The sequence below is a fragment of the Flavobacterium pisciphilum genome, assembly GCF_020905345.1.
Classification (GTDB): Bacteria; Bacteroidota; Bacteroidia; order Flavobacteriales; family Flavobacteriaceae; genus Flavobacterium; species Flavobacterium pisciphilum.
In genome coordinates this window covers 3402997-3423144 of record NZ_JAJJMO010000001.1, presented here as the reverse complement: position 1 = coordinate 3423144, position 20148 = coordinate 3402997, and the positions used below count along the sequence as shown (strand labels likewise).

The 20148-nt window shown below is 31.4% G+C and carries 17 protein-coding genes; 12 read left to right on the top strand and 5 right to left on the bottom strand.

Annotated elements, in window-relative coordinates; translation table 11 throughout:
• Positions 1–93: 93 nt before the first annotated feature.
• The 5 genes from LNQ49_RS14550 to LNQ49_RS14530 all read left to right on the top strand — a co-directional run bounded on the left by LNQ49_RS14550 (position 94) and on the right by LNQ49_RS14530 (position 7577).
• Positions 94–2868 carry a TonB-dependent receptor gene (locus tag LNQ49_RS14550; RefSeq protein ID WP_229989734.1) on the top strand — a complete coding sequence of 925 codons (2775 nt, stop codon included), beginning with the start codon at positions 94–96 and terminating at the stop codon, positions 2866–2868.
• 208 nt (positions 2869–3076) lie between these two features.
• Entirely contained in the window at positions 3077–4210 is a 1134-nt protein-coding gene (locus LNQ49_RS14545; protein WP_229989733.1) for a hypothetical protein, read from the top strand.
• Between the two features lie 161 nt (positions 4211–4371).
• Entirely contained in the window at positions 4372–4710 is a 339-nt protein-coding gene (locus LNQ49_RS14540) for a T9SS type A sorting domain-containing protein (RefSeq protein ID WP_229989732.1), read from the top strand.
• 87 nt (positions 4711–4797) lie between these two features.
• Positions 4798–5778, top strand: coding sequence for a LuxE/PaaK family acyltransferase (locus LNQ49_RS14535; RefSeq protein ID WP_229989731.1), 981 nt, complete (start codon positions 4798–4800; stop codon positions 5776–5778).
• Positions 5779–5927: 149 nt separating this feature from the next.
• Positions 5928–7577 carry a CARDB domain-containing protein gene (locus tag LNQ49_RS14530; RefSeq protein ID WP_229989729.1) on the top strand — a complete coding sequence of 550 codons (1650 nt, stop codon included), beginning with the start codon at positions 5928–5930 and terminating at the stop codon, positions 7575–7577.
• An 85-nt stretch (positions 7578–7662) separates the two neighbouring features.
• On the opposite strand, the gene tyrS is transcribed toward LNQ49_RS14530, so the two are convergent.
• Complete coding sequence (gene tyrS, locus LNQ49_RS14525; RefSeq protein WP_229989727.1) at positions 7663–8955, bottom strand: tyrosine--tRNA ligase; 1293 nt, start codon at positions 8953–8955, stop codon at positions 7663–7665.
• Positions 8956–9045: 90 nt separating this feature from the next.
• Here tyrS and LNQ49_RS14520 point away from each other — a divergent pair, with 90 nt between their 5' ends.
• Positions 9046–10047 carry an NAD-dependent epimerase/dehydratase family protein gene (locus LNQ49_RS14520; protein WP_229989725.1) on the top strand — a complete coding sequence of 334 codons (1002 nt, stop codon included), beginning with the start codon at positions 9046–9048 and terminating at the stop codon, positions 10045–10047.
• Positions 10048–10059: 12 nt separating this feature from the next.
• Here LNQ49_RS14520 and LNQ49_RS14515 read toward each other — a convergent pair whose 3' ends face one another.
• Genes LNQ49_RS14515 through LNQ49_RS14505 form a run of 3 tightly spaced genes read right to left on the bottom strand, consistent with a single transcriptional unit; the run spans position 10060 to position 12610 of the window.
• A complete protein-coding gene (locus tag LNQ49_RS14515; RefSeq protein ID WP_229989723.1) occupies positions 10060–10530 on the bottom strand; it encodes a DUF4296 domain-containing protein in 471 nt (156 codons plus the stop codon).
• Positions 10531–10533: 3 nt separating this feature from the next.
• Positions 10534–11874, bottom strand: coding sequence for a dihydroorotase (locus LNQ49_RS14510; RefSeq protein WP_229989722.1), 1341 nt, complete (start codon positions 11872–11874; stop codon positions 10534–10536).
• A 10-nt stretch (positions 11875–11884) separates the two neighbouring features.
• Positions 11885–12610, bottom strand: a complete 726-nt coding sequence (locus tag LNQ49_RS14505) for a polyprenol monophosphomannose synthase (RefSeq protein WP_229989720.1) — start codon at positions 12608–12610, stop codon at positions 11885–11887.
• 105 nt (positions 12611–12715) lie between these two features.
• Between LNQ49_RS14505 and LNQ49_RS14500 the strand changes: the two genes are divergently transcribed.
• The 6 genes from LNQ49_RS14500 (at position 12716) to LNQ49_RS14475 (ending at position 17229) form a co-directional block, all read left to right on the top strand.
• The gene (locus LNQ49_RS14500) at positions 12716–13384 is read left to right on the top strand and encodes a DUF4271 domain-containing protein (RefSeq protein WP_229989719.1); all 669 of its coding nucleotides are present in this window, start codon (positions 12716–12718) and stop codon (positions 13382–13384) included.
• A 15-nt stretch (positions 13385–13399) separates the two neighbouring features.
• Complete coding sequence (locus tag LNQ49_RS14495; RefSeq protein ID WP_229989718.1) at positions 13400–14149, top strand: uroporphyrinogen-III synthase; 750 nt, start codon at positions 13400–13402, stop codon at positions 14147–14149.
• 310 nt (positions 14150–14459) lie between these two features.
• Complete coding sequence (locus LNQ49_RS14490; protein ID WP_229989717.1) at positions 14460–14930, top strand: Lrp/AsnC family transcriptional regulator; 471 nt, start codon at positions 14460–14462, stop codon at positions 14928–14930.
• Between the two features lie 335 nt (positions 14931–15265).
• Entirely contained in the window at positions 15266–16036 is a 771-nt protein-coding gene (locus LNQ49_RS14485; protein WP_229989716.1) for a hypothetical protein, read from the top strand.
• Between the two features lie 4 nt (positions 16037–16040).
• A complete protein-coding gene (locus tag LNQ49_RS14480; RefSeq protein ID WP_229989715.1) occupies positions 16041–16580 on the top strand; it encodes a hypothetical protein in 540 nt (179 codons plus the stop codon).
• A 13-nt stretch (positions 16581–16593) separates the two neighbouring features.
• The gene (locus LNQ49_RS14475) at positions 16594–17229 is read left to right on the top strand and encodes a tetratricopeptide repeat protein (RefSeq protein WP_229989714.1); all 636 of its coding nucleotides are present in this window, start codon (positions 16594–16596) and stop codon (positions 17227–17229) included.
• Between the two features lie 540 nt (positions 17230–17769).
• Here LNQ49_RS14475 and LNQ49_RS14470 read toward each other — a convergent pair.
• Complete coding sequence (locus tag LNQ49_RS14470) at positions 17770–20136, bottom strand: efflux RND transporter permease subunit (protein WP_229989713.1); 2367 nt, start codon at positions 20134–20136, stop codon at positions 17770–17772.
• Between the last annotated feature and the right edge of the window lie 12 nt (positions 20137–20148).

Below are 20148 nucleotides of genomic sequence, written 5' to 3'. Positions count from 1 at the left end.
AATATATTGGAGACAAAAGAATAACAAGCAGCTAACATGAACTTTACAAAGCCGTCCTTTATTTGCAAAAAAATAAACAAACAACAAACGAAAATGAAATTCAACTTAAAATTTCTATTTATTACATTATTTATTTGCGCTGTTTCTATGGCTCAGACCAAAGGTACAATTTCTGGGGTTTTAACAGACAAACAAACTAATAATGAAGCACTTCCATTTGCAAACGTTCTTATCAAAGGAACTAACAACAGTACAAACACTGATATCGACGGTAAATATTCGATAAATATAGCTCCTGGTAGCTATACTGTGATTTATAGTTTCTTGGGGTATGAGACTATTGAAGCAGTAGTAATTGTTAAAGCAAATGAAACTACAACTATTAATCAAACATTATCTTCAGGAAGTTACACTCTTAAAGATGTAGTGGTAAAAGCATCAGCTGTTAGCAAACAAAAAGAATCTGCTTTACTTTTAGAACAAAAAAATGCTGTTGCTTTTAAAGCAGCCATTGGTGCAGAAGAAATTTCAAGGAAAGGAATTAACGATGTTGCTAATGCAGTATCTAAAGTAAGTGGAGTTTCTAAAAATGATGACTCAGGAAATGTATTTGTAAGAGGATTAGGGGATCGCTACAATGTTACTACTTTAAATGGTCTTCCATTACCGTCAAACAATCCTGCAAATAAAAATATACTTCTAGACATATTCTCTACAAATATTGTGGATAATATTGGAGTAAGTAAAACATTTGAAGCTCAAAACTATGCCGATTTTGGAGGAGCAAATATTGATATTAGTTCAAAAAAATTCAGCGGAAAACCTTTTATCAGCTTTTCAATTGGAACAGGTGCCAATACAAACGTTTTAGGACAAGATCATTTCTATTTACAAGACGGACCGTCTTACACTGGATTCAAAAAAGCAGGTGTTCCTAATTCTCCACTTCAACCATATAATTATTCAACGAGCTGGGACAGACAAGAAAACAAAAATGTATTGAATGCATTCTACACACTATCTGCTGGAAAGAAGTTTAATATAAACGACGAAAGCTCAATAGGAACTTTTGTTACAGGATCTTTTAGTGCAAGAAATAAATTTACAGAAGGATACAGCAGAGGTGGAATTAGTGCTGACGGAGATATCTTTTCTGATTTTTACAGAACAGCATACAAACATAGCACTACTACAACAGTTATGGCTACAGCTGATTATAAAATCAACAATAAAAACTCAATCTTCTTTACTTCTTTATTCTTAAACTCAACTGATCAGGATTACAGTGAATATGAAGGAACAAATCAGAATTTTGATGGTGGTGGAGATGCTCTTCAACAAATTTCAGGTTTTATCAAACGTGGAACTTTTGAAAAAACTCAATTAATTGTAAACCAATTAACAGGAAAAAACAAATTCAACGATCAGTGGAATTTAAATTGGGGAGTAGGATACAGCATGTCTGACAGCGCAATCCCAGATCGTATGCAAAACTCTTTTGTACATGCACCTAATGGTATAGATTATACATTTTTCACCAATTCAAACATCAATAATCACCGATTTTTTCAGGACTTAAAAGAGAATGAAATCGCTGCTAATATTGCATTATCGTATAATTTCAACAAAAAAAGCGATGATACATACAAAGGAAAAGTAACTGTTGGTTATTCAGGAAAGTTCAAGGATGTAGATTACAAAATGGAACAATATTCATTCTTCCCAAACAGAACTACAATCTCTTTTCCTAAAGAAGACATACATAGAGTAGACAACTATTTAGATCCTGCACATTGGGGTTCATCTTACTCAAACAGAATTAACCAATTGTATAATGGTAATTTATATATTAATGCTGCATTCGCTAATGTTCAATACTCTTTAACTGATAGATTGAGTTTGATATTAGGTGCGAGATTGGAACAATTGACTCAAAATGTTTCCTATGTCACAACCACAGTTCCTGATGGGGATAGTTCTGATGAGTCAAAGTTAAACATATTACCAAGTTTAATTTCGAAGTATACCTTGAATGAAAAGCAGAATTTAAAATTCTCAGCAAGTAAAACGTATACACTACCTCAATTTAAAGAAAAAGTGCCTATTATTTACGAAGATGTCGCACAGGCATACGAAGGAAACCCTAATTTGTATGCTTCAACAAATTACAACTTTGATTTAGGATGGGAATTTTTCCCTAAGGCAGGCGAATTAATTTCTGTTACAGCATTTGGAAAAATTATTCAAAACCCAATCAACGAAATGTTCCTTAATTCATCTTCAAATGATATTACTTATGCCAATACAGGAGACAAAGCAACTGTAGCGGGGGTAGAATTAGAATTTAGAAAAGACATTTTTGAAATTAAAAATAGTAACAACCTAAAGACAAAACTTTCGTTTGATGCCAACGGGTCTTACCTTTATACAAATCAGGATTTAAGTAATGAGAAAGTGAATAACGAAAATGATTTTGGAGCAAACTTTACTTTTACAGATAGTAAATTAACAGGGGCTTCTAATTTCCTTGCCAATGCTAACTTATCATTTTTAAATGAATTCAGAGAAGGCCAAGATATAACTACAACAATATCATACTCTTATTTTTCAGATAAATTAGCTGTTATTGGAACTGGACAAGTAGGAAACATGGTTGATAAAGCTGTAAATAAACTAGACTTTATCGCAAATGCAAGTTTGACTAAAAACTTAAAATTAGGCTTTATTTACAACAATATTTTAAACCCTGCTTTCAATCGTGTACAAGAGCAAGGAAAAGTACCAGGAAAGGAATCTGTTGGTGATATTACTGCAATTTCATATAAAACAGGTTCAGATTTTAGGCTTACTTTAAGCTATACATTCTAAAAGTAAAACCATAAAAAATTCAAAAAGGTGATTAGATAATACTAATCACCTTTTTTTATTAATCAATAACTCAATGTAAATTTTACATTAAGCAGATTTATCTTTTACCCAATATACTTAATATATTGTTAATGCGGTCTTAACTCAGCAAAAACATATGTTCATTTACTTTGCCATGAATAAATCAAAACAATAAAACACAACAACAATGAAAAAATCATTTTTTGCAATGGCTGCAATATTGGGACTTGCTTTAACAAGCTGTAGTTCTGATGATAACAACAAAACCGACGGAAACAAAAGTAATTTCGTATTAAAGGCTGACGATTTAAAAGGAGACATCAATGAAGGTGTTGTAACTTTAGACCCTACAAAAACTTACACTTTAACTGGAGGTTTAGTCGTTAAAGGTGGAGCTACTTTAGTAATTCCTGCCGGAACGGTAATTAAAAGTTCTGCTACTGCAGAAGCTACTTCTTTATTCATTGCTGTAGAGAGAAATGCTAAAATTAACATCAATGGTACTGCTGTTAAACCAGTTATTATGACATCTGGAAAAGCTACTCCTGCTCAAAGTGATTGGGGTGGATTAATTATCGCTGGTAATGCTAAAGTGAACACAGGAGACAATGGTACTTCTGAAGTAGGTGCTTTAAGCTATGGAGGTAATAACAATGCAGATTCTTCTGGAAATATCAACTTCTTAAAAATTTCTTACACAGGTTCTAAATACACTGCTGATAAAGAATACAATGGAGTTTCTTTCTTCGGAGTAGGTTCAGGAACAGTAGTATCTGATATCTACACTTTCGAAAGTGGTGATGACGGAATTGAGTTCTTCGGAGGAGCAGTAAATGCTTCTAACTTAGTAATTATCAATTCTTATGATGATTCATTAGATTTTGCTGACGGATGGCAAGGTACTGCTACAAACGTTTACATCAAAGGTGTTACTAAAGCAGGTGTTGAAGGATCTACCAACCAAAAAAATCCAAGTACAGCTGTTCCAATGACTGACGCTAAAATCATTAATATCTCTATCATTAAAGGTGATGCGGCTTTCACAGCTGACGAAAAAGCAATCAATTATAAAGAAGGTGGTGGAAAACAAACTTACACAAACTTATATGTTGCTGATGGAATGCCTAAAGACCTTACTAAATTATCTACTGATGTTGGTGCAACTGCAAATATCGCTGCTGGTAACTTTACTATCACAAACTATACTTTTGGAGCTTCTGTAACTGTTTTTGATGGTGCTAAATTATCAGGAATAACTACTGGTGCAACTGGTGCTGGTGCTGGTGCTGAATTACCTACTTGGGGTAACTGGACTAAGTAATTAAATAAAGTTTTAGAAAAAGACACAATTACTTATTGATTAGTTGATTTCTAATAACTTCGAAACAAAATGTTAAAAACATCCTAAATTTCTAGGATGTTTTTTTTTGGTGTAGTTTTTGAAAAGTTTTTTTGTATATTTACTAGACATAAAATTGAGCGATGGCAAAAAACTACTTTTATATTACACTCTTATTGGCTTTTTTCTTTATTACTGCAGGTGTTTCGGCACAAGACAGTAAACAACAGCCAAAAACAGACGGCACCGTTATAGAGGGCTTAAGTTTGTACCCAAACCCTGTGAGTAATGGTAAAGTATACATATCATCTAAAAATGATTTAGAAAAAGAAATAATTATTTTTGATATACTAGGAAAAAAAGTATTACAAACACAATTAAGTTCAAAAGAGCTTAATATTTCTAATCTTTCACCTGGTGTTTATATCATAAAAATCAATGAAGAAAATGCAACTGCAACTAGAAAACTAATTGTCAGGTAAATTTTCGAAATAAAAACATAAAAAAGCTCCAAAGTAATATTGGGGCTTTTTTCTTTTAAATAAATTACCTTTGCAAAAAAAAAGATCTTGATTACAACAACTGATATATTTACGATTTCTAGTCAAAAACAATTTGAAAAAATAGCATTGAAAGTATTCCGCTTTCAATATGAAAACAACGTAGTATATCGAACTTTCTGTGATTATCTTAAAACAGATCCTCAAAAAGTAAAATCTCTTACTCAGATTCCCTTTTTACCAATTCAGTTTTTTAAGAGCCACTCAGTGGTTTCAAATTCTGATCCTGCACAAGTTACTTTTACTAGCAGTGGTACAACAGGAATGATTACAAGTAAACACATAGTAACCGATGTTTCCTTATACGAAGAAAGCTATCGCAAAGGTTTTTCTCAATTTTATGGCAATATCGAAGATTATGTTGTATTAGCACTACTTCCATCCTATTTAGAGCGTGACGGGTCTTCATTAATCTATATGGTCGAGGATTTAATAAAACTATCAAATCATCCAGAAAGCGGCTTCTATTTACACAACCACGAAGAGCTTACTAAAAAGCTTATCGAATTAGATCAATCAGGGCAAAACACCATCTTAATTGGAGTAACGTATGCTTTATTGGATTTAATCGAAAAAAACTCGTTTAAATTACAAAACACCATCATAATGGAAACTGGTGGAATGAAAGGCAAACGCAAAGAAATGATTCGTGAAGAATTACACAAACAATTATGTGAAGGATTTGGTGTGTCGGCAATACATTCTGAATATGGTATGACCGAATTATTATCACAAGCTTATTCTCTAGGCGAAGGAATATTTGAATGTCCTTCATGGATACAAATACTTGTTAGAGATACTGAAGATGCCTTAACCTACGTAAAAGAAGGAAAAACAGGTGGTATAAACGTAATCGATCTAGCCAATATTAATTCTTGTTCATTTATCGCTACGCAAGATTTGGGCAAAAAATATCCCAACAACTCTTTCGAGGTATTGGGACGTTTTGACAACTCAGATATTCGAGGTTGTAACCTGATGGTTTTGTAAAAAACAAACAATTACTTTATACTATTTAATATTCTAACACAGGTAAAATTAACACGAATTTACATGATTTAATAACCAACAATTAATACTCAGAAAACACGATACTAATACCTAAGATTTATATTTAAAAAATATTTAAATATAAAATTATGAGAAAAATTACTTTATTATTGTTTGTTTTTTTAAATTTCACAGGTTGGTCTCAGACATACAAGTTTCACACCCTTCAGGATTTAGGACCTAATATTGAAATAGCTATTTCTGCTGGATGCGCTCAAAGTGTCACAGTTGGACCAAATAGAGATGTGAATCTAAATCAAAGTTTTAAATTAGAAGTTGGTAAAATTTACAAATCAGACCTTATTTTAGGTTCAACTTCTGGATCAAGGTATTATAGGGTTCTTTACGCTGTAGATTATTATCTTGACAAAGGAAGTGATATAGATGAGCCAGCAAATTTTGAACTAATTCCTGATTTATGTAATTCTTTATCTTGGAAATACGCAAGACCAATCTTACTAGGATCAACTCTAGAAGAAGCTCAAGGCAATTATTGTTCCAATTTAACAGCAAATACCATAAGAGAAAAAGTAAACATTAGAACAACCAAACCTTTAACTATAGGTAATGTGTATTTAATGGATTTCGGTAAAGGTTCTAATTATTATTTAATTAGTGGATCAGCCATTGAAGCTGGAGATAGCGAGTATCAATTAGACTCTACAAATAGTAATTCTATATTTTCTCCTGTTTTATCTAGCTCACTTAATTGTCCAAAACCCGATATACAAGCCGTAGCTATTACTTTTGGTCCAAGTTCAGGTTCAATGAATACTGGAGCTACAGCAACAGCTTCTTATATAATAAAAAATATTGGAGGAAGAGCTTTTAACCCTTCTCGTTGCTTAATTTATTTTTCTAAAAACGATTCTACTTTAAGTTCAGATGATATATTTATAAAAGAAATAACTATCGAACCACTAAATCCTAACGCAACAAAACGTGAATATCCTTCAATAACTATTCCTACAAATATCAGCAACGGCACTTATTATATAATTATGAAGCTAATTAATAGTGAAGACATAGATATTAGTAACAACACAATCTCATCAATTTCAACTTTTACTATTAATCAAACATCAACACCTACAGGAAAACCAGATTTAACTATTGATCCAAATAATACATTTATTTCTAGTAATTGTAGTGACTGTAATTCGATATTAAGTGATTTAGGAAACAAAAGACATACAATACATAATCAATCTGGGAGCATCAATTTGCAAACAATAACCATTAAAAACATAGGCGATGTTGTAGCATCACCAACAAATCTTCAGTTTTATTTATCTCAAGATGGCATTCTTGATTCTGCTGATTTAAAATACACAGAAAATAGCATTGCAATAAAAGCCATTAATCCAGGTACATCGATTAAAGTATCAAGTACACTCTTTCCCTCAAACTTTGGTAACATTGGCTCAAAATTTACTGGAAACTGGAACATCCTTATGGTTGTTGACGACTCTAAAATAATTACAGAATCAAACGAAAACAACAATATAACAATTATTCCTGTAACTTTCTATAATCCTTTTGCAAAAATAGCAACCGCTACATTAGAGAGTGAGCAACCTGCAGCACCTTATTTTATAAATGTTTATACTTTTGATGGACAAAAAGTTTTAACCAAAGAAGTTAATTCTAAAGGAGAAGAAAACAAATCATTAGATTCATTAAAAAGTGGTATTTACATCATTAAATCTAAAGATGAAACCCGAAAAGTCATTAAATAAAAACATTCTTTGAACTAATACAAAAAAGTATCAGCCAAAGCTGATGCTTTTTTGTATTTTAAATCTAAGTCATATAAATAAGTAGTTAAACTACTCTTACCACAAAATAATTTTTCTTTCCGCTTTGTAATAATACAAACTGATTGTTAATTAAATCTTTACTAGAAAGAACAAACTCTTCCGTTATTTTCTCTCTGTTTACAGAAATAGAATTAGCAGTTAGAGCACGTCTTGCTTCTCCGTTTGATTTAAAGAAACCTGTTTTCTCATTCAGAACAGATATAATCTCTAATCCATTTTCTAGATCTGCCTTTGCAATTTCTGCTTGAGGCACACCATCAAAAACATCTAAGAAAGTTGCTTCATCTAATTGCTTTAAATCATCAGAAGTAGAATTTCCGAATAATATGTTTGAAGCCTTAATTGCATTTTCTAAATCAGCAGCAGAATGTACCATTACAGTAATTTCTTCAGCCAATCTTTTTTGTAATATACGCAAATGAGGTGTTTCTCTATGTTCGATTGTCAAAGATTCAATTTCTTCTTTTGATAAGAAAGTGAAAATTTTAATATATTTTTCAGCATCAATATCTGACGTATTTAACCAATATTGGTAAAACTTATATGGAGATGTTCTTACAGCATCTAACCAGATATTTCCTCCTTCTGATTTTCCGAATTTTGTTCCATCCGCTTTTGTAATTAAAGGGCAAGTTAAAGCATAAGCTTTTCCACTTTCCATTCTTCTCACTAATTCAGTTCCCGTGGTAATATTTCCCCACTGGTCACTTCCTCCCATTTGCAAAGTACATTGTTTGTTTTTATACAAATGCAAGAAGTCATACCCTTGAACCAACTGATAAGTAAACTCTGTAAACGACATTCCTTCGGCCGCCTCTGATGTTAATCTTTTCTTTACAGAATCTTTAGCCATCATATAGTTTACTGTAATATGCTTACCTACATCACGAATAAAATCTAGAAATGAGAATTCCTTCATCCAATCGTAATTATTTACCAACTCGGCAGCATTAGCAGCATCTGAAGTAAAGTCCAAAAATCGAGATAATTGTCCTTTTATCGCTTCTTGATTGTGACGCAATGTTGTTTCATCAAGTAAATTTCTTTCATTCGATTTCCCTGATGGATCTCCAATCATTCCTGTTGCACCACCAACCAACGCTAATGGTTTGTGTCCTGATAACTGAAAATGTTTCAATAACATTACCCCAACTAAATGGCCTATATGCAATGAATCCGCAGTTGGATCAATTCCCACATATGCCACTCTCATTTGTTCCATCAAATGTTCTTCGGTACCTGGCATAACGTCGTGAAGCATTCCTCTCCAAGTCACTTCTTCAATAAAATTTTTCATCTTTTAATCAATTTCCACAAAGATAGTTTTAATTGCACAATTTGAAAATCTATCTATCTAAAAATCCAACAATCTAATTATCTTTACAAAATGGTTTTAGTAACAGGAGGAACAGGTTTAGTTGGTGCACATTTATTACTTCATTTAATTGAAAATGGAGATAGTGTTCGGGCAATTTATCGAAATAGAAAAAAAATAGAAAGAACAAAGTCTGTTTTTGATTTATATAAAAAATCACATTTATTTGAATCAATACAATGGATAGAAGCTGATGTGCTTGATGTTCCTTCTCTAGAAACTGCTTTTATTGATGTAGAATATGTCTATCATTGTGCCGCTGTAATCTCCTTTGATCCAAAAGATGAAGACTTGGTTAGAAAAACCAATATTGAAGGTACAGCAAACATTGTGAACTTTTGTATCGCTAAGCAAGTAAAAAAATTATGCTTCGTAAGTTCAATTGCTGCTCTTGGAGACCTCGCTCCTCATGAATCTATTATAACCGAAGAGACTGAGTGGAATCCCGAAAAACCTCATAGCGACTATGCAATATCTAAATATGGTGCTGAAATGGAAGTTTGGCGCGGTTGGCAAGAAGGTCTAGATGTTGTTATTATAAATCCCGGTGTTATTTTAGGGCCTATTCCAAAATCTAAAAGTAATGAGCAAGGAAGCGCTGAGCTTTATACAAAAGTAGCCAACGGACTTTCTTTTTACACACTAGGAAGTACTGGATTTGTTACTGTAGATGATGTTGTTAGAATTGCAGCAACTTTAATGAAAAGTGAAATAAAAAACGAACGTTTTACTCTGATTTCGGATAATGTTGTTTTTCAAGATGTATTAAATACTATTGCCGATGCATTAAAAGTAAAAAGACCTGCAAATCATGCAAGTCCTTTACTTATGAAAATAATATGGAGAATAGATTGGTTTCTATCTGCTTTTTTCTTGAAGAAAAGACAGATTACTAAAGCAACAGCAAAATCCTCTTATACGAAAGATGTATATTCAAATGAGAAAATAAAAACGACTTTAAAAACTGACTTTAAAGACATTCACGAATACATCAAAGAAATTTCAATTTTATAAAAGACCTCTTAATTACTTTAACTTAGGATTTTTTTTAAGTGAATCTGGGTTTACTTTTAGTAATTCTTTTTCACCTTTAATCGAGTCCTTTTTAACTAGTTTAGTCTTTTTATCGAGTAATTTCTTTTTCTTTTCCTCTATCTTAATTAATGAATCAATTTTCTTTTTGTTTTTTTCTAAACGCGTACCAATCTCATCAAACATGAGTTTATAATCATTATAATCAGCCGCATAATACATGTTACTCTTAACAAATTGCAAACTATCTACTTTATATTTCTTCAATATAAATCTAGTTGGGTTTGTATCACAAGAATCAAGTGATAATGGATTTTGATATTTTATTGCTTCCAATAATGACAAATCATACATAATATCTATCATCTTGTCTCTATCAACAAGTCGTTCTGGCTTTTTGACCAGTTCTTTTTTACAGCCAACAGCAAAGATTAATATCGAAATAATTATGATTATTTTTTTCATATTCTATCTATCAAACAATAATCTCTTCCCTGCATGAACATTTTTCACTTTAAAAGAATTGTAAACCAATTGTCCGTTTACAAAAGTATGTGTAATTCTTGATTTAAAAGTATATCCTTCAAATGGTGACCATTTGCATTTAGACAAAATATTATCTGCATTCACACTCCAAGGCAAGCCAGCATTTACAATTACCAAATCGGCATAATATCCTTCTCTGATAAATCCTCTTTTTTCGATTTTGAAAATCTTAGCTGGATTGTGACACATTTTTTCAACGATTTTCTCAATACTGATTTTTCCTTGATGATGTGCCTCAAACATAGCCACAACAGCATGTTGAACCAAAGGTCCTCCTGAAGGTGCTTTTAAATATGATTGTTTCTTTTCTTCTTTTGTATGTGGCGCATGATCTGTTGCAATAACATCTATTCGTCCGTCAATCAAAGCTTCCCAAAGAGCTTTTCTATCATCAGCAGTTTTCACAGCGGGATTCCACTTTATAAAATTACCTTTAGTTTTATAATCCTCATCTGTAAACCACAAATGATGAACACAAACTTCGGCAGTGATTTTCTTTTCTTCCAAAGGAATTTTGTTCGTAAACAATTCCATTTCTTTTGCAGTCGAAAGATGAAAAATATGCAAACGCGCTCCTGTTTTCTTAGCCAATGCAATAGCTTTGGATGATGAGATGTAACAAGCTTCAGCACTGCGAATCAAATGATGTGCTGTAACAGGAACATCTTCGCCATACTCTTCTTTATACTTTGCTAAATTATTTTGGATTGTTGTCTCATCTTCACAATGTACTGCAATAAGCATTGGAGTACTTGAGAATATTTTTTCAAGTGTCGTTTCATTATCAACCAACATATTTCCGGTTGATGAACCTAAAAATATTTTAACTCCCGCAACATTCTTTGGATTTGTTTTTAAAACTTCATCCAAATTATCATTGGTAGCTCCCATCATAAACGAATAATTCGCATGTGATTTCTTTGAAGCTATTTGGTATTTTTCTTCTAATATTTCCTGAGTAACAGCATTAGGAACAGTATTAGGCTGCTCGATAAACGATGTGATTCCTCCAGCAACTGCTGCTTTAGACTCCGATTCGATATCTCCTTTATGTGTTAATCCTGGTTCTCTAAAATGTACTTGATCGTCTATTGCACCTGGCATTAAATAACTTCCTTCAGCATCAATAACAATACAGTTAGACGATTTCAGACTTATACTATCTGAAATTTCTACAATTAAATCATTCTCGATTAACAAATCGCCTTCAAAAATTGACCCTTCGTTTACGATTTTAGCATTTTTTATTAATATCCTATTCATTCTAATTGTTTTATAAAGAATTGACTAATTGTTTTAGTCGAAGTGAAATAACCCCAAAAATTGCTTCTTTGATAATAGCATTACTCATTTTAGAAACTCCCTTTGTTCTATCTGTAAAAATAATAGGAACTTCTGTAATTTCAAATTTCTTACAATATGTTCTATATTTCATTTCAATTTGAAAAGCATAACCAACAAATTTTATTTTGTTAAGATTAATAGCTTCCAGAACTTCTCTTTTGTAACAAACAAAACCTGCTGTAGCATCATGTATTTTCATACCAGTTATGAATTTCACATAAACTGATGCAAAGTATGACATCAATACACGACTTAATGGCCAGTTTACTACATTTACTCCTTTTACATATCTAGATCCGATAGCTAAGTCAGCACCTCCAAAATGACAAGCGTCAAAAAGTTTTTCTAGATCATTAGGATTATGTGAAAAATCGGCATCCATTTCGAATATATAATTATATTTTCGATCCAAAGCCCATTTAAATCCATGAACATAAGCAGTACCTAATCCAGCTTTTTTAGCTCTGTTTTCTATAAACAACTTCCCCTCAAACTCCTCTTGAAGCATAACAACTTTATCTGCAGTACGATCTGGAGAGTTATCATCAACAATAAGAAGATGAAAAGATTTATGTTGCGAAAGCACAGCTCTAATAATGCTTTCAATGTTTTCAATTTCGTTGTAAGTGGGAATTATAACAATACAATCATTCATTTTTCTGAGTAATTTCAACGCAAAAGTAAACTTTTTATAGCATTTCATTCATAATAAAGTTATAATAAAAGTAATGATACAAAAAATTACTAATTTTGCATCGCTATGATTGAACACCTTCATCCAAGAATTACTGAAAATAAAGACTGGGCAACACTTTTGTTTGTGTTATGCTTTGCAGTTATTGCTATGACAAAATCTATCTACGAAAGTCGTTTTGGTGACTTTACTAAATTGATTTTTTCTGATAAATACGCTAAAATATATCGAGATAGTAGTCATATAAAAAGCGGCTTTACAATTGCTTTATTCTTCTTACAAATCATTTCTTTTGCTTTTTTCATACAACTTACGCTTAGTAGTTTTGGATATGCAACAAAAACCGATTGGCTTCAATACATCCAAATAGTAACTTTATTAGCATTCTTTATTTTATCAAAGTATTTAATAGAAAAAATAGTAGCGACTTCATTCAATATTGAAGAATTTATCGAGCACTTTAACCTACAAAAAGTAACTTATAGGGCATATATTGGTATTTTAATACTCCCAATTAACGCGATTTTGTTCTATTATGATGATATTTCTAAAAATGTGCTATTAATAATACTAGCTATATCACTATGTATTAGCCTATTCTCTTATTTTATTTCAATTAAAAACTATCAAAACGTAATATTGAGTAAGTTATTTTATTTTATTTTATATCTTTGCACTCTTGAAATAGCACCTTATTATTTTATATATTATTGGTTTACCAAAGGGAGTGCTTAGAAAATATTACAACTTATGAAAGTGAAAACAATTTTGGTGTCACAGCCTGAACCTAAAGTGGAAAACTCCCCTTATTTTGAGCTCCAACAGAAACACAAAATAAAAATTGATTTCAGACCTTTCATTCACGTGGAAGGAGTAAACGCGAAAGAGATTCGACTACAAAAAATCGACCTTAATCATTACACTGCAATCATATTAACAAGTAGAAATGCTGTTGATCATTTTTTTAGAGTAGCAGAGGAAATGCGTTACAAAGTTCCTGAAGGATTAAAATATTTTTGTCAATCTGAAGCCGTTGCTTTTTACCTACAAAAATATGTAGTGTACAGAAAACGTAAAATTTACGTTGGCGCAAAAGATTTTGCAGATTTATCTCCATTAATCAAAAAGTACAAAGACGAAAAGTTCTTACTACCAGCTTCTGATCAATTAAACGCAGATGCTCCTATCACTTTAAATAATTTAAAAGTTGATTGGACTCAAGCAATTTTTTACAAAACTGTAATGAGTGACTTGTCTGACTTAGCGGATGTTTATTATGATGTCTTAGCTTTTTTCAGTCCAACTGGAATAAAGTCATTATTTAAAAACTTCCCTGACTTCAAACAAAATGAAACTAGGATAGCAGTTTTTGGAAGCACTACTCAAAAAGAGGCTTTAGATTATGGTTTAAGAATAGATATTCTTGCTCCAACTCCAGAAACTCCATCAATGACAATGGCGTTAGAAAAATATATTGCTGAAGCAAATAAAGGAAAATAATCCTTTTACCTAAATAAAAAAAAGCTGCGAATTTCGCGGCTTTTTTTATGCCTAAATTTCAGCTTTAAGATTCCTAATCTTCCCATTTAACCGCAAGGAATTCATAGTCTTATTTTAACTGTGAAATGAAAACTGTGAAATGATCGTTGTAAAATGTGAAATGTGAAATATAAACTGAGAATGGAAACTGGAAACTGAGACTAAAAATTCAGCCTTATACCCCACTTCGTTTTAAAATTTAAACTTTTATCATTAGATTTGATTTATAATTTAAACTTATTCATTCAAATTAGTTTTAAATCGAAATAATATGAAGATTAATTCCCTAGTTATTGAAATAGATGGCATCGACAAAGAAATTTTACGACACCTAATGGAAGATGCACGAAAGCCAATCTTACAAATTGCAAATAAAATTGGAATTTCTGGTGCTGCCATCCATCAGCGGCTACGTAAACTAGAACAATCTGGTGTGATATCAGGCTCGAAATTTACCGTCAACAACAAAGTATTAGGATACAACACAATGGCGTTTGTAGGCGTATACCTTGACAAAGCAGCTCGAAATCCCGAAGCGGTAAAAGAATTAAAAAAAATACCTGAAGTTTTAGAATGCCATTACACCACAGGAAACTGGTCAATATTGATCAAAATTATCTGCCGTGACAACGAACACCTCATGCAGTTATTAAACACCAAGATTCAAGCAATAGAAGGCGTTTCAAGAACAGAAACATTCATTTCCTTAGATCAACAAATAGACAGACAAATTCAGCTTTAATTTTTTGGATAACTACCATAAGCACATTAATGCTATTAGATAAACCTATTTATTTTTATGCTTCATTTTCTTCAAAAAAATAGAGTATTTACTCTATTTCACAAACCCTAGAAAAAACGCATTAACACCCTTAAATCCAACATAAAAACACTATTATTCCGATAATTAAAATCATCAAACAATATATAACTCTTTTTTTTAAAAGTAAAAATCTTACAAATTTAATCATGCCGTAAATAATTATATAGTATATTTACTATAAAAATTTGTTTTCACTCGTATACAACTTTACGATTGTTACAAATTAAAAATCAGTAAAAACCAATACTTTTATTATGAATAGACATTTTGAATCAGACAAAAAGAAGAACAAAAATCTGTTTGATTATAACAATTTTATGGATGATGATATATGGGACAGGCCAAGTGTATTAGAAAAAATGCTGGGAGAAAGAAAGACCAAAGATTTCTTTTCTAACCCTCCAAGCAGAACAGCTACTGGAGGTGAAGTTTATTTTGATGAAGTTGACAATAAAATCTATAGAGGAAACATGAACGGCACTTGGACTGAAGCTACAGAATTGAATCCCGTGGTAATTAAACATTTAATTGCTACAATTGTCAAACAAGATGGTAGAAATTTTTGGGGAGTAGGTGGAGATGCGGTTGCAGGAAGCGGGAATATGAAAAATGACAGAGGTAGGGGATCAATTGATTTTCCAGGACATAGCTATAATGGCCTTTTTGAGCTTGGTTACTTATTAGGGAAATTATTTCCAAATCCATCAATGATGTATCCATGGCTTTTAGAATTTCAGCTTCGATTGAAATATGGCACTCCTAAACCGCAATCGTCCGATACTAAAACCACAGTTCCGTCTGATCCAGAAATGCATTTAATGGAATTATATAATTATACTGCTACCGATGTTTTTGGCGGAAACCCTTCTCAACTTCATGAAACGAAAGCAAAAGATACAGCTGTAGAAGTCTCTCAAAAGGGAACTATAAATAGAATCAATGAAGAAAATCGCAGAAAAGCAGAAAAAGAAAGAGATGCAAAGAACGACGAATTTCAAAAGAAACTAGATTATTACAAACAATAGCACCATGAGAAAAGTAGCCTTATTTTTAACAACAATACTCTTAGTACTAATTTCTTGTAAAGAAGAGAAAAAGACAACAAAGAAGGATAAAATTGCTATTCGTGAAATAAGCATTATTTTCCCAGATACTGTGTATATAAATACATGGTATAACGGCAAGATAAATTATAAAAATAACTTAGACACATTAACAACTGAAATTCGGAAATTACAAAAAAACACTAGATTTCTTCGATATACTCTCATAACAACTAAAGATATCAATTATAACGATGAGCATCTAAAAAAGATAGTAAATGATACGTGTATTGCAGAAAACAATAGACTAATTCCCATATATAGTATACGATTTGATAAGTTAGGTATTAATTATATTGATGGTATAATTACCGATGAAGTATACATATCACATGGAGCTAAAAGCAAAAATGGAAAACCTATGGATAGACTAATTATCCATGAAACTAGGCTTACTAAAAGAGTGATAGTCATTGATAAACATCAAAAAAAAGGAATGAGAATAGAAAAAGCCAAAAGAACCTAGAGTATTATAAACAATGAAAAAAGCAGTATATCTATTTGCCATTATTATAGTGATTGTTTCTTGTAATGAGAAAAAGGAAAAAGAAGTTAAATACAAAACTAAAACAAATGAAATACTATTTATTGGATACTCTGGAATAAAAAACAAAACAGCTAAAAAAATATTTGGAGAAGGCTTAAAAGATGTAGATCTTGGAGATTACGAGTCTGCAAGAGAAAAATTTATTCAAGCTGACAAAATAGAAAGCAAAAACATTGCAATACTTAATGGTATTGCTGAAGCAGAATTTAATTTAGGAAATAGAGAACTAGCTAATAAAATGTTATTAAATGTTATTTTAATTGACAGCACATTTGCTGGCACTTATATAAATCTAGGAGCCAATTATTTGAATACAGGATATTTTGAAAAAGCAAACGAGATATTATTAAAAGGAAAAAAATTCACAAGTGATAAAAACCTACATCTTAAATCACTTTTACTATTCAATTTAGCTATTAGTTATGACCATTTAGCTGATTGTGAAAATAGCCTAAAATACTTTAACGAAACTATAGAGATTTCGCAAAATGAAGACTTAACTGAGTCTGCAAATAAGAGAAAAAAAGATAGTGAAGAAACTATATGCAAAAACAAAGAACTATTATAGCTATTATACTGTTTTATTTTTACTAAGTTCTTCCACTTCTTTTGGAGTAAGACTCAAGATAACAGCTATTTGTCATACTCTTCTTTAATAGATTAATAACAGTCATTTCGAGAGTATCTTGCTGTTTTTTTTACTGCTCCTATTCTTACTTCTTCTATAAGTTTATTTGTTTTTACCTTAAGCTTCTCTATTTTCTCCATCTCAGTTTTCATTTCCAGAACTTGTTTCAGATGGAGTCATATTTCTACTAAGATGGTTATGAATAACGATAACATTCGTTGCCCTTAAGTACGCTAACTCTATATAGATTCGTAGGCTTCACTTACGTGGCTCTTACACTCCCCATACTCATTAATTCTATATAAAGGATAACATTTACCATGTTAAGTCCTATCTATCATCCAGAAATATTCCTTCTCTCTGTCAATCTTATTTTATCATAATAAAATACGTCACATTATTTCATATAAATCATCAGAGCTACCAATTTTAAGACAACATACCTTTTCCTATCATTTTCATTACAAAAAAAAGGAGAGATTAAATCTCTCCTTCAATATTATCTTCTTTTTTTGTTTTTTTCTTCTCAAATGTCAATACCAAAGCTGGTAAGACTAATAAGTTTGCAAACATTGCAAATGCCAAAGTGCAAGAAATTAATCCTCCAAGTGCAATTGTCCCACTAAAACTTGACAGTGTAAAAGTAGCAAACCCTAAAATCAATACAACGGAAGTATAAAAAGTACTAATTCCTGTTTCTCTCAATGCACTGAAAACTGATTTTTTTACCTTTCCATTATTCTGCAATAAATCATCACGGTATTTTGCCATAAACTGAATTGCATTATCTACAGATATACCAAATGCAATACTAAACACTAAAATCGTTGATGGCTTAAGTGGTATCCCAAAATACCCCATTAATCCAGACGTAATACAAAGTGGTAAAATATTTGTTATAACTGATGCGAAAACCATCTTAAACGATCTGAATAAATACAACATAAGTGCTGCAATAACAAAGATGGCAAAAATTAGCGATTCGATTAAATTATCCACTAGATAAGAAGTTCCTTTTTGAAAAACCAATGCTTTACCTGTTACTGTAACTTCATAGCGATCTTTAGGAAAAACTTCATCTATCCTAGAATGAAGCTTCTTCTCTACTCTTGCCATTTCATCAGTACCAATATCTTTCATAAAAGTTGTAATTCGAGCGTATTGTCCAGTCGAATCTACATAACTCTTCATCAAATTATCCTTACTATTTTTCACCGCATTTTTAGCATAAGCCAATATAAATGTCTGCTCTTGTGAAGTTGGTAATTGATAATATTCAGGTTTTCCATTGTAAAAAGCTTGCTTCGAATATTTAACCAAATTCACTATTGAAACTGGCTTAGACAATTCAGGCATACTTTCAATAGTACTTTGAAGTTCATCCATTTTACGCATTGTCGATAATTTCATAACACCTTTTTTGTGCTTGGTATCAATCATAATCTCCAAAGGCATCACTCCATTAAACTCCTTTTCGTAAAATAAAATATCTTTAAAGAAAGAAGCACTCTTAGGCATTTCTCCAATCAAACTTCCTGAAACCTTCATTTGCGAAACTCCAATAACGCTAAGCAATAAAAGCAATCCGTAGATGGTATAAATAACTTTTCTTCTATTTCTAACTATGCTTTCTACTCTATTTAACAATACCGAAATATAAGTCTTGGTTAAATGGTTCAAGTGTTTTTCGTCTGGAATTGACATAAAACTATACACAATCGGCACAATTAAAAGTGTCAATAAATAAACCGAGATAACATTAATCGATGTCACTAAACCAAACTCAAAAAGCAAATCGTTGCCCGTAATCATAAACGTAGCAAAACCAATTGCAGTTGTTAGATTCGTCATCAAAGTCGAAACCCCAATTTTAGAAATAATACGCTGTAAAGCTTTTGCCTGATTGTTATGAAGTTTTATTTCCTGTTGATATTTATTAATCAAGAAAATACAATTCGTGATTCCGATTACAATAATCAAAGGTGGAATAATAGCCGTTAAAACTGTGATTTTATAATGAAACAATCCAAGTGTTCCAAAAGACCAAACTACACCTACAATTAAAATACAAATAGAAATAAATGTGGCTCTGAACGAACGGAAAAAGAAAAAGAAAATCAATGAGACAGTAAGTAAAGCAGCTCCAATAAAAAGACCTATTTCACCTTTCATATTATCTGCATTAATAGTCCTGATGTATGGCATTCCTGAAACACGCAAATCGATCCCTGTTGTTTTCTCGAATTTATCGATTTTAGGAACTAGATTTTCAAGAATAAAGGTTTTACGTTCAGCAGTATTTACAAGTTTCTTATTCATGTAAACTGCAGATCGAATACTTCCGCTTTGTTTATTAAATAATAGCCCTTCATAAAACGGCAAATTATGAAACAAATCGTATTCTATCTTTTTTAAATACTCAGGATCAAGCGCTTTCTTTTGATCAATAAACGGAGCTAAAACAAATTTCTCATTTACAGTATCTTTTTCTAATTTCTTCAAATCACTTAAAGAAACTACTAAATCTACTTCTTTAGCCTTTTTTAAACCCGTCATTAATTCATTCCAGGCAGCATAATTTTTTGGAGTAAAAAAAGTTGGATCTTTAAAACCTATCACAATAAGATTTCCTTCTTCACCAAACTTATCTAAAAATTTTTGATAGTCTTTATTTGCAATATGATTCTTAGGAAGCAAGTTAGCCTCTGTATAAGTCATAGCAAGGTTTTTCCATTGGTAACCAAGGAAAAGTGTAATTGCAATTATACCTCCTAAAATTGCAACTCTATTTTTAAGTATAATTCTGGCGACTAACTCCCAGAAACCTACATATAATTTATTTTTCATAAAAGTATTAAA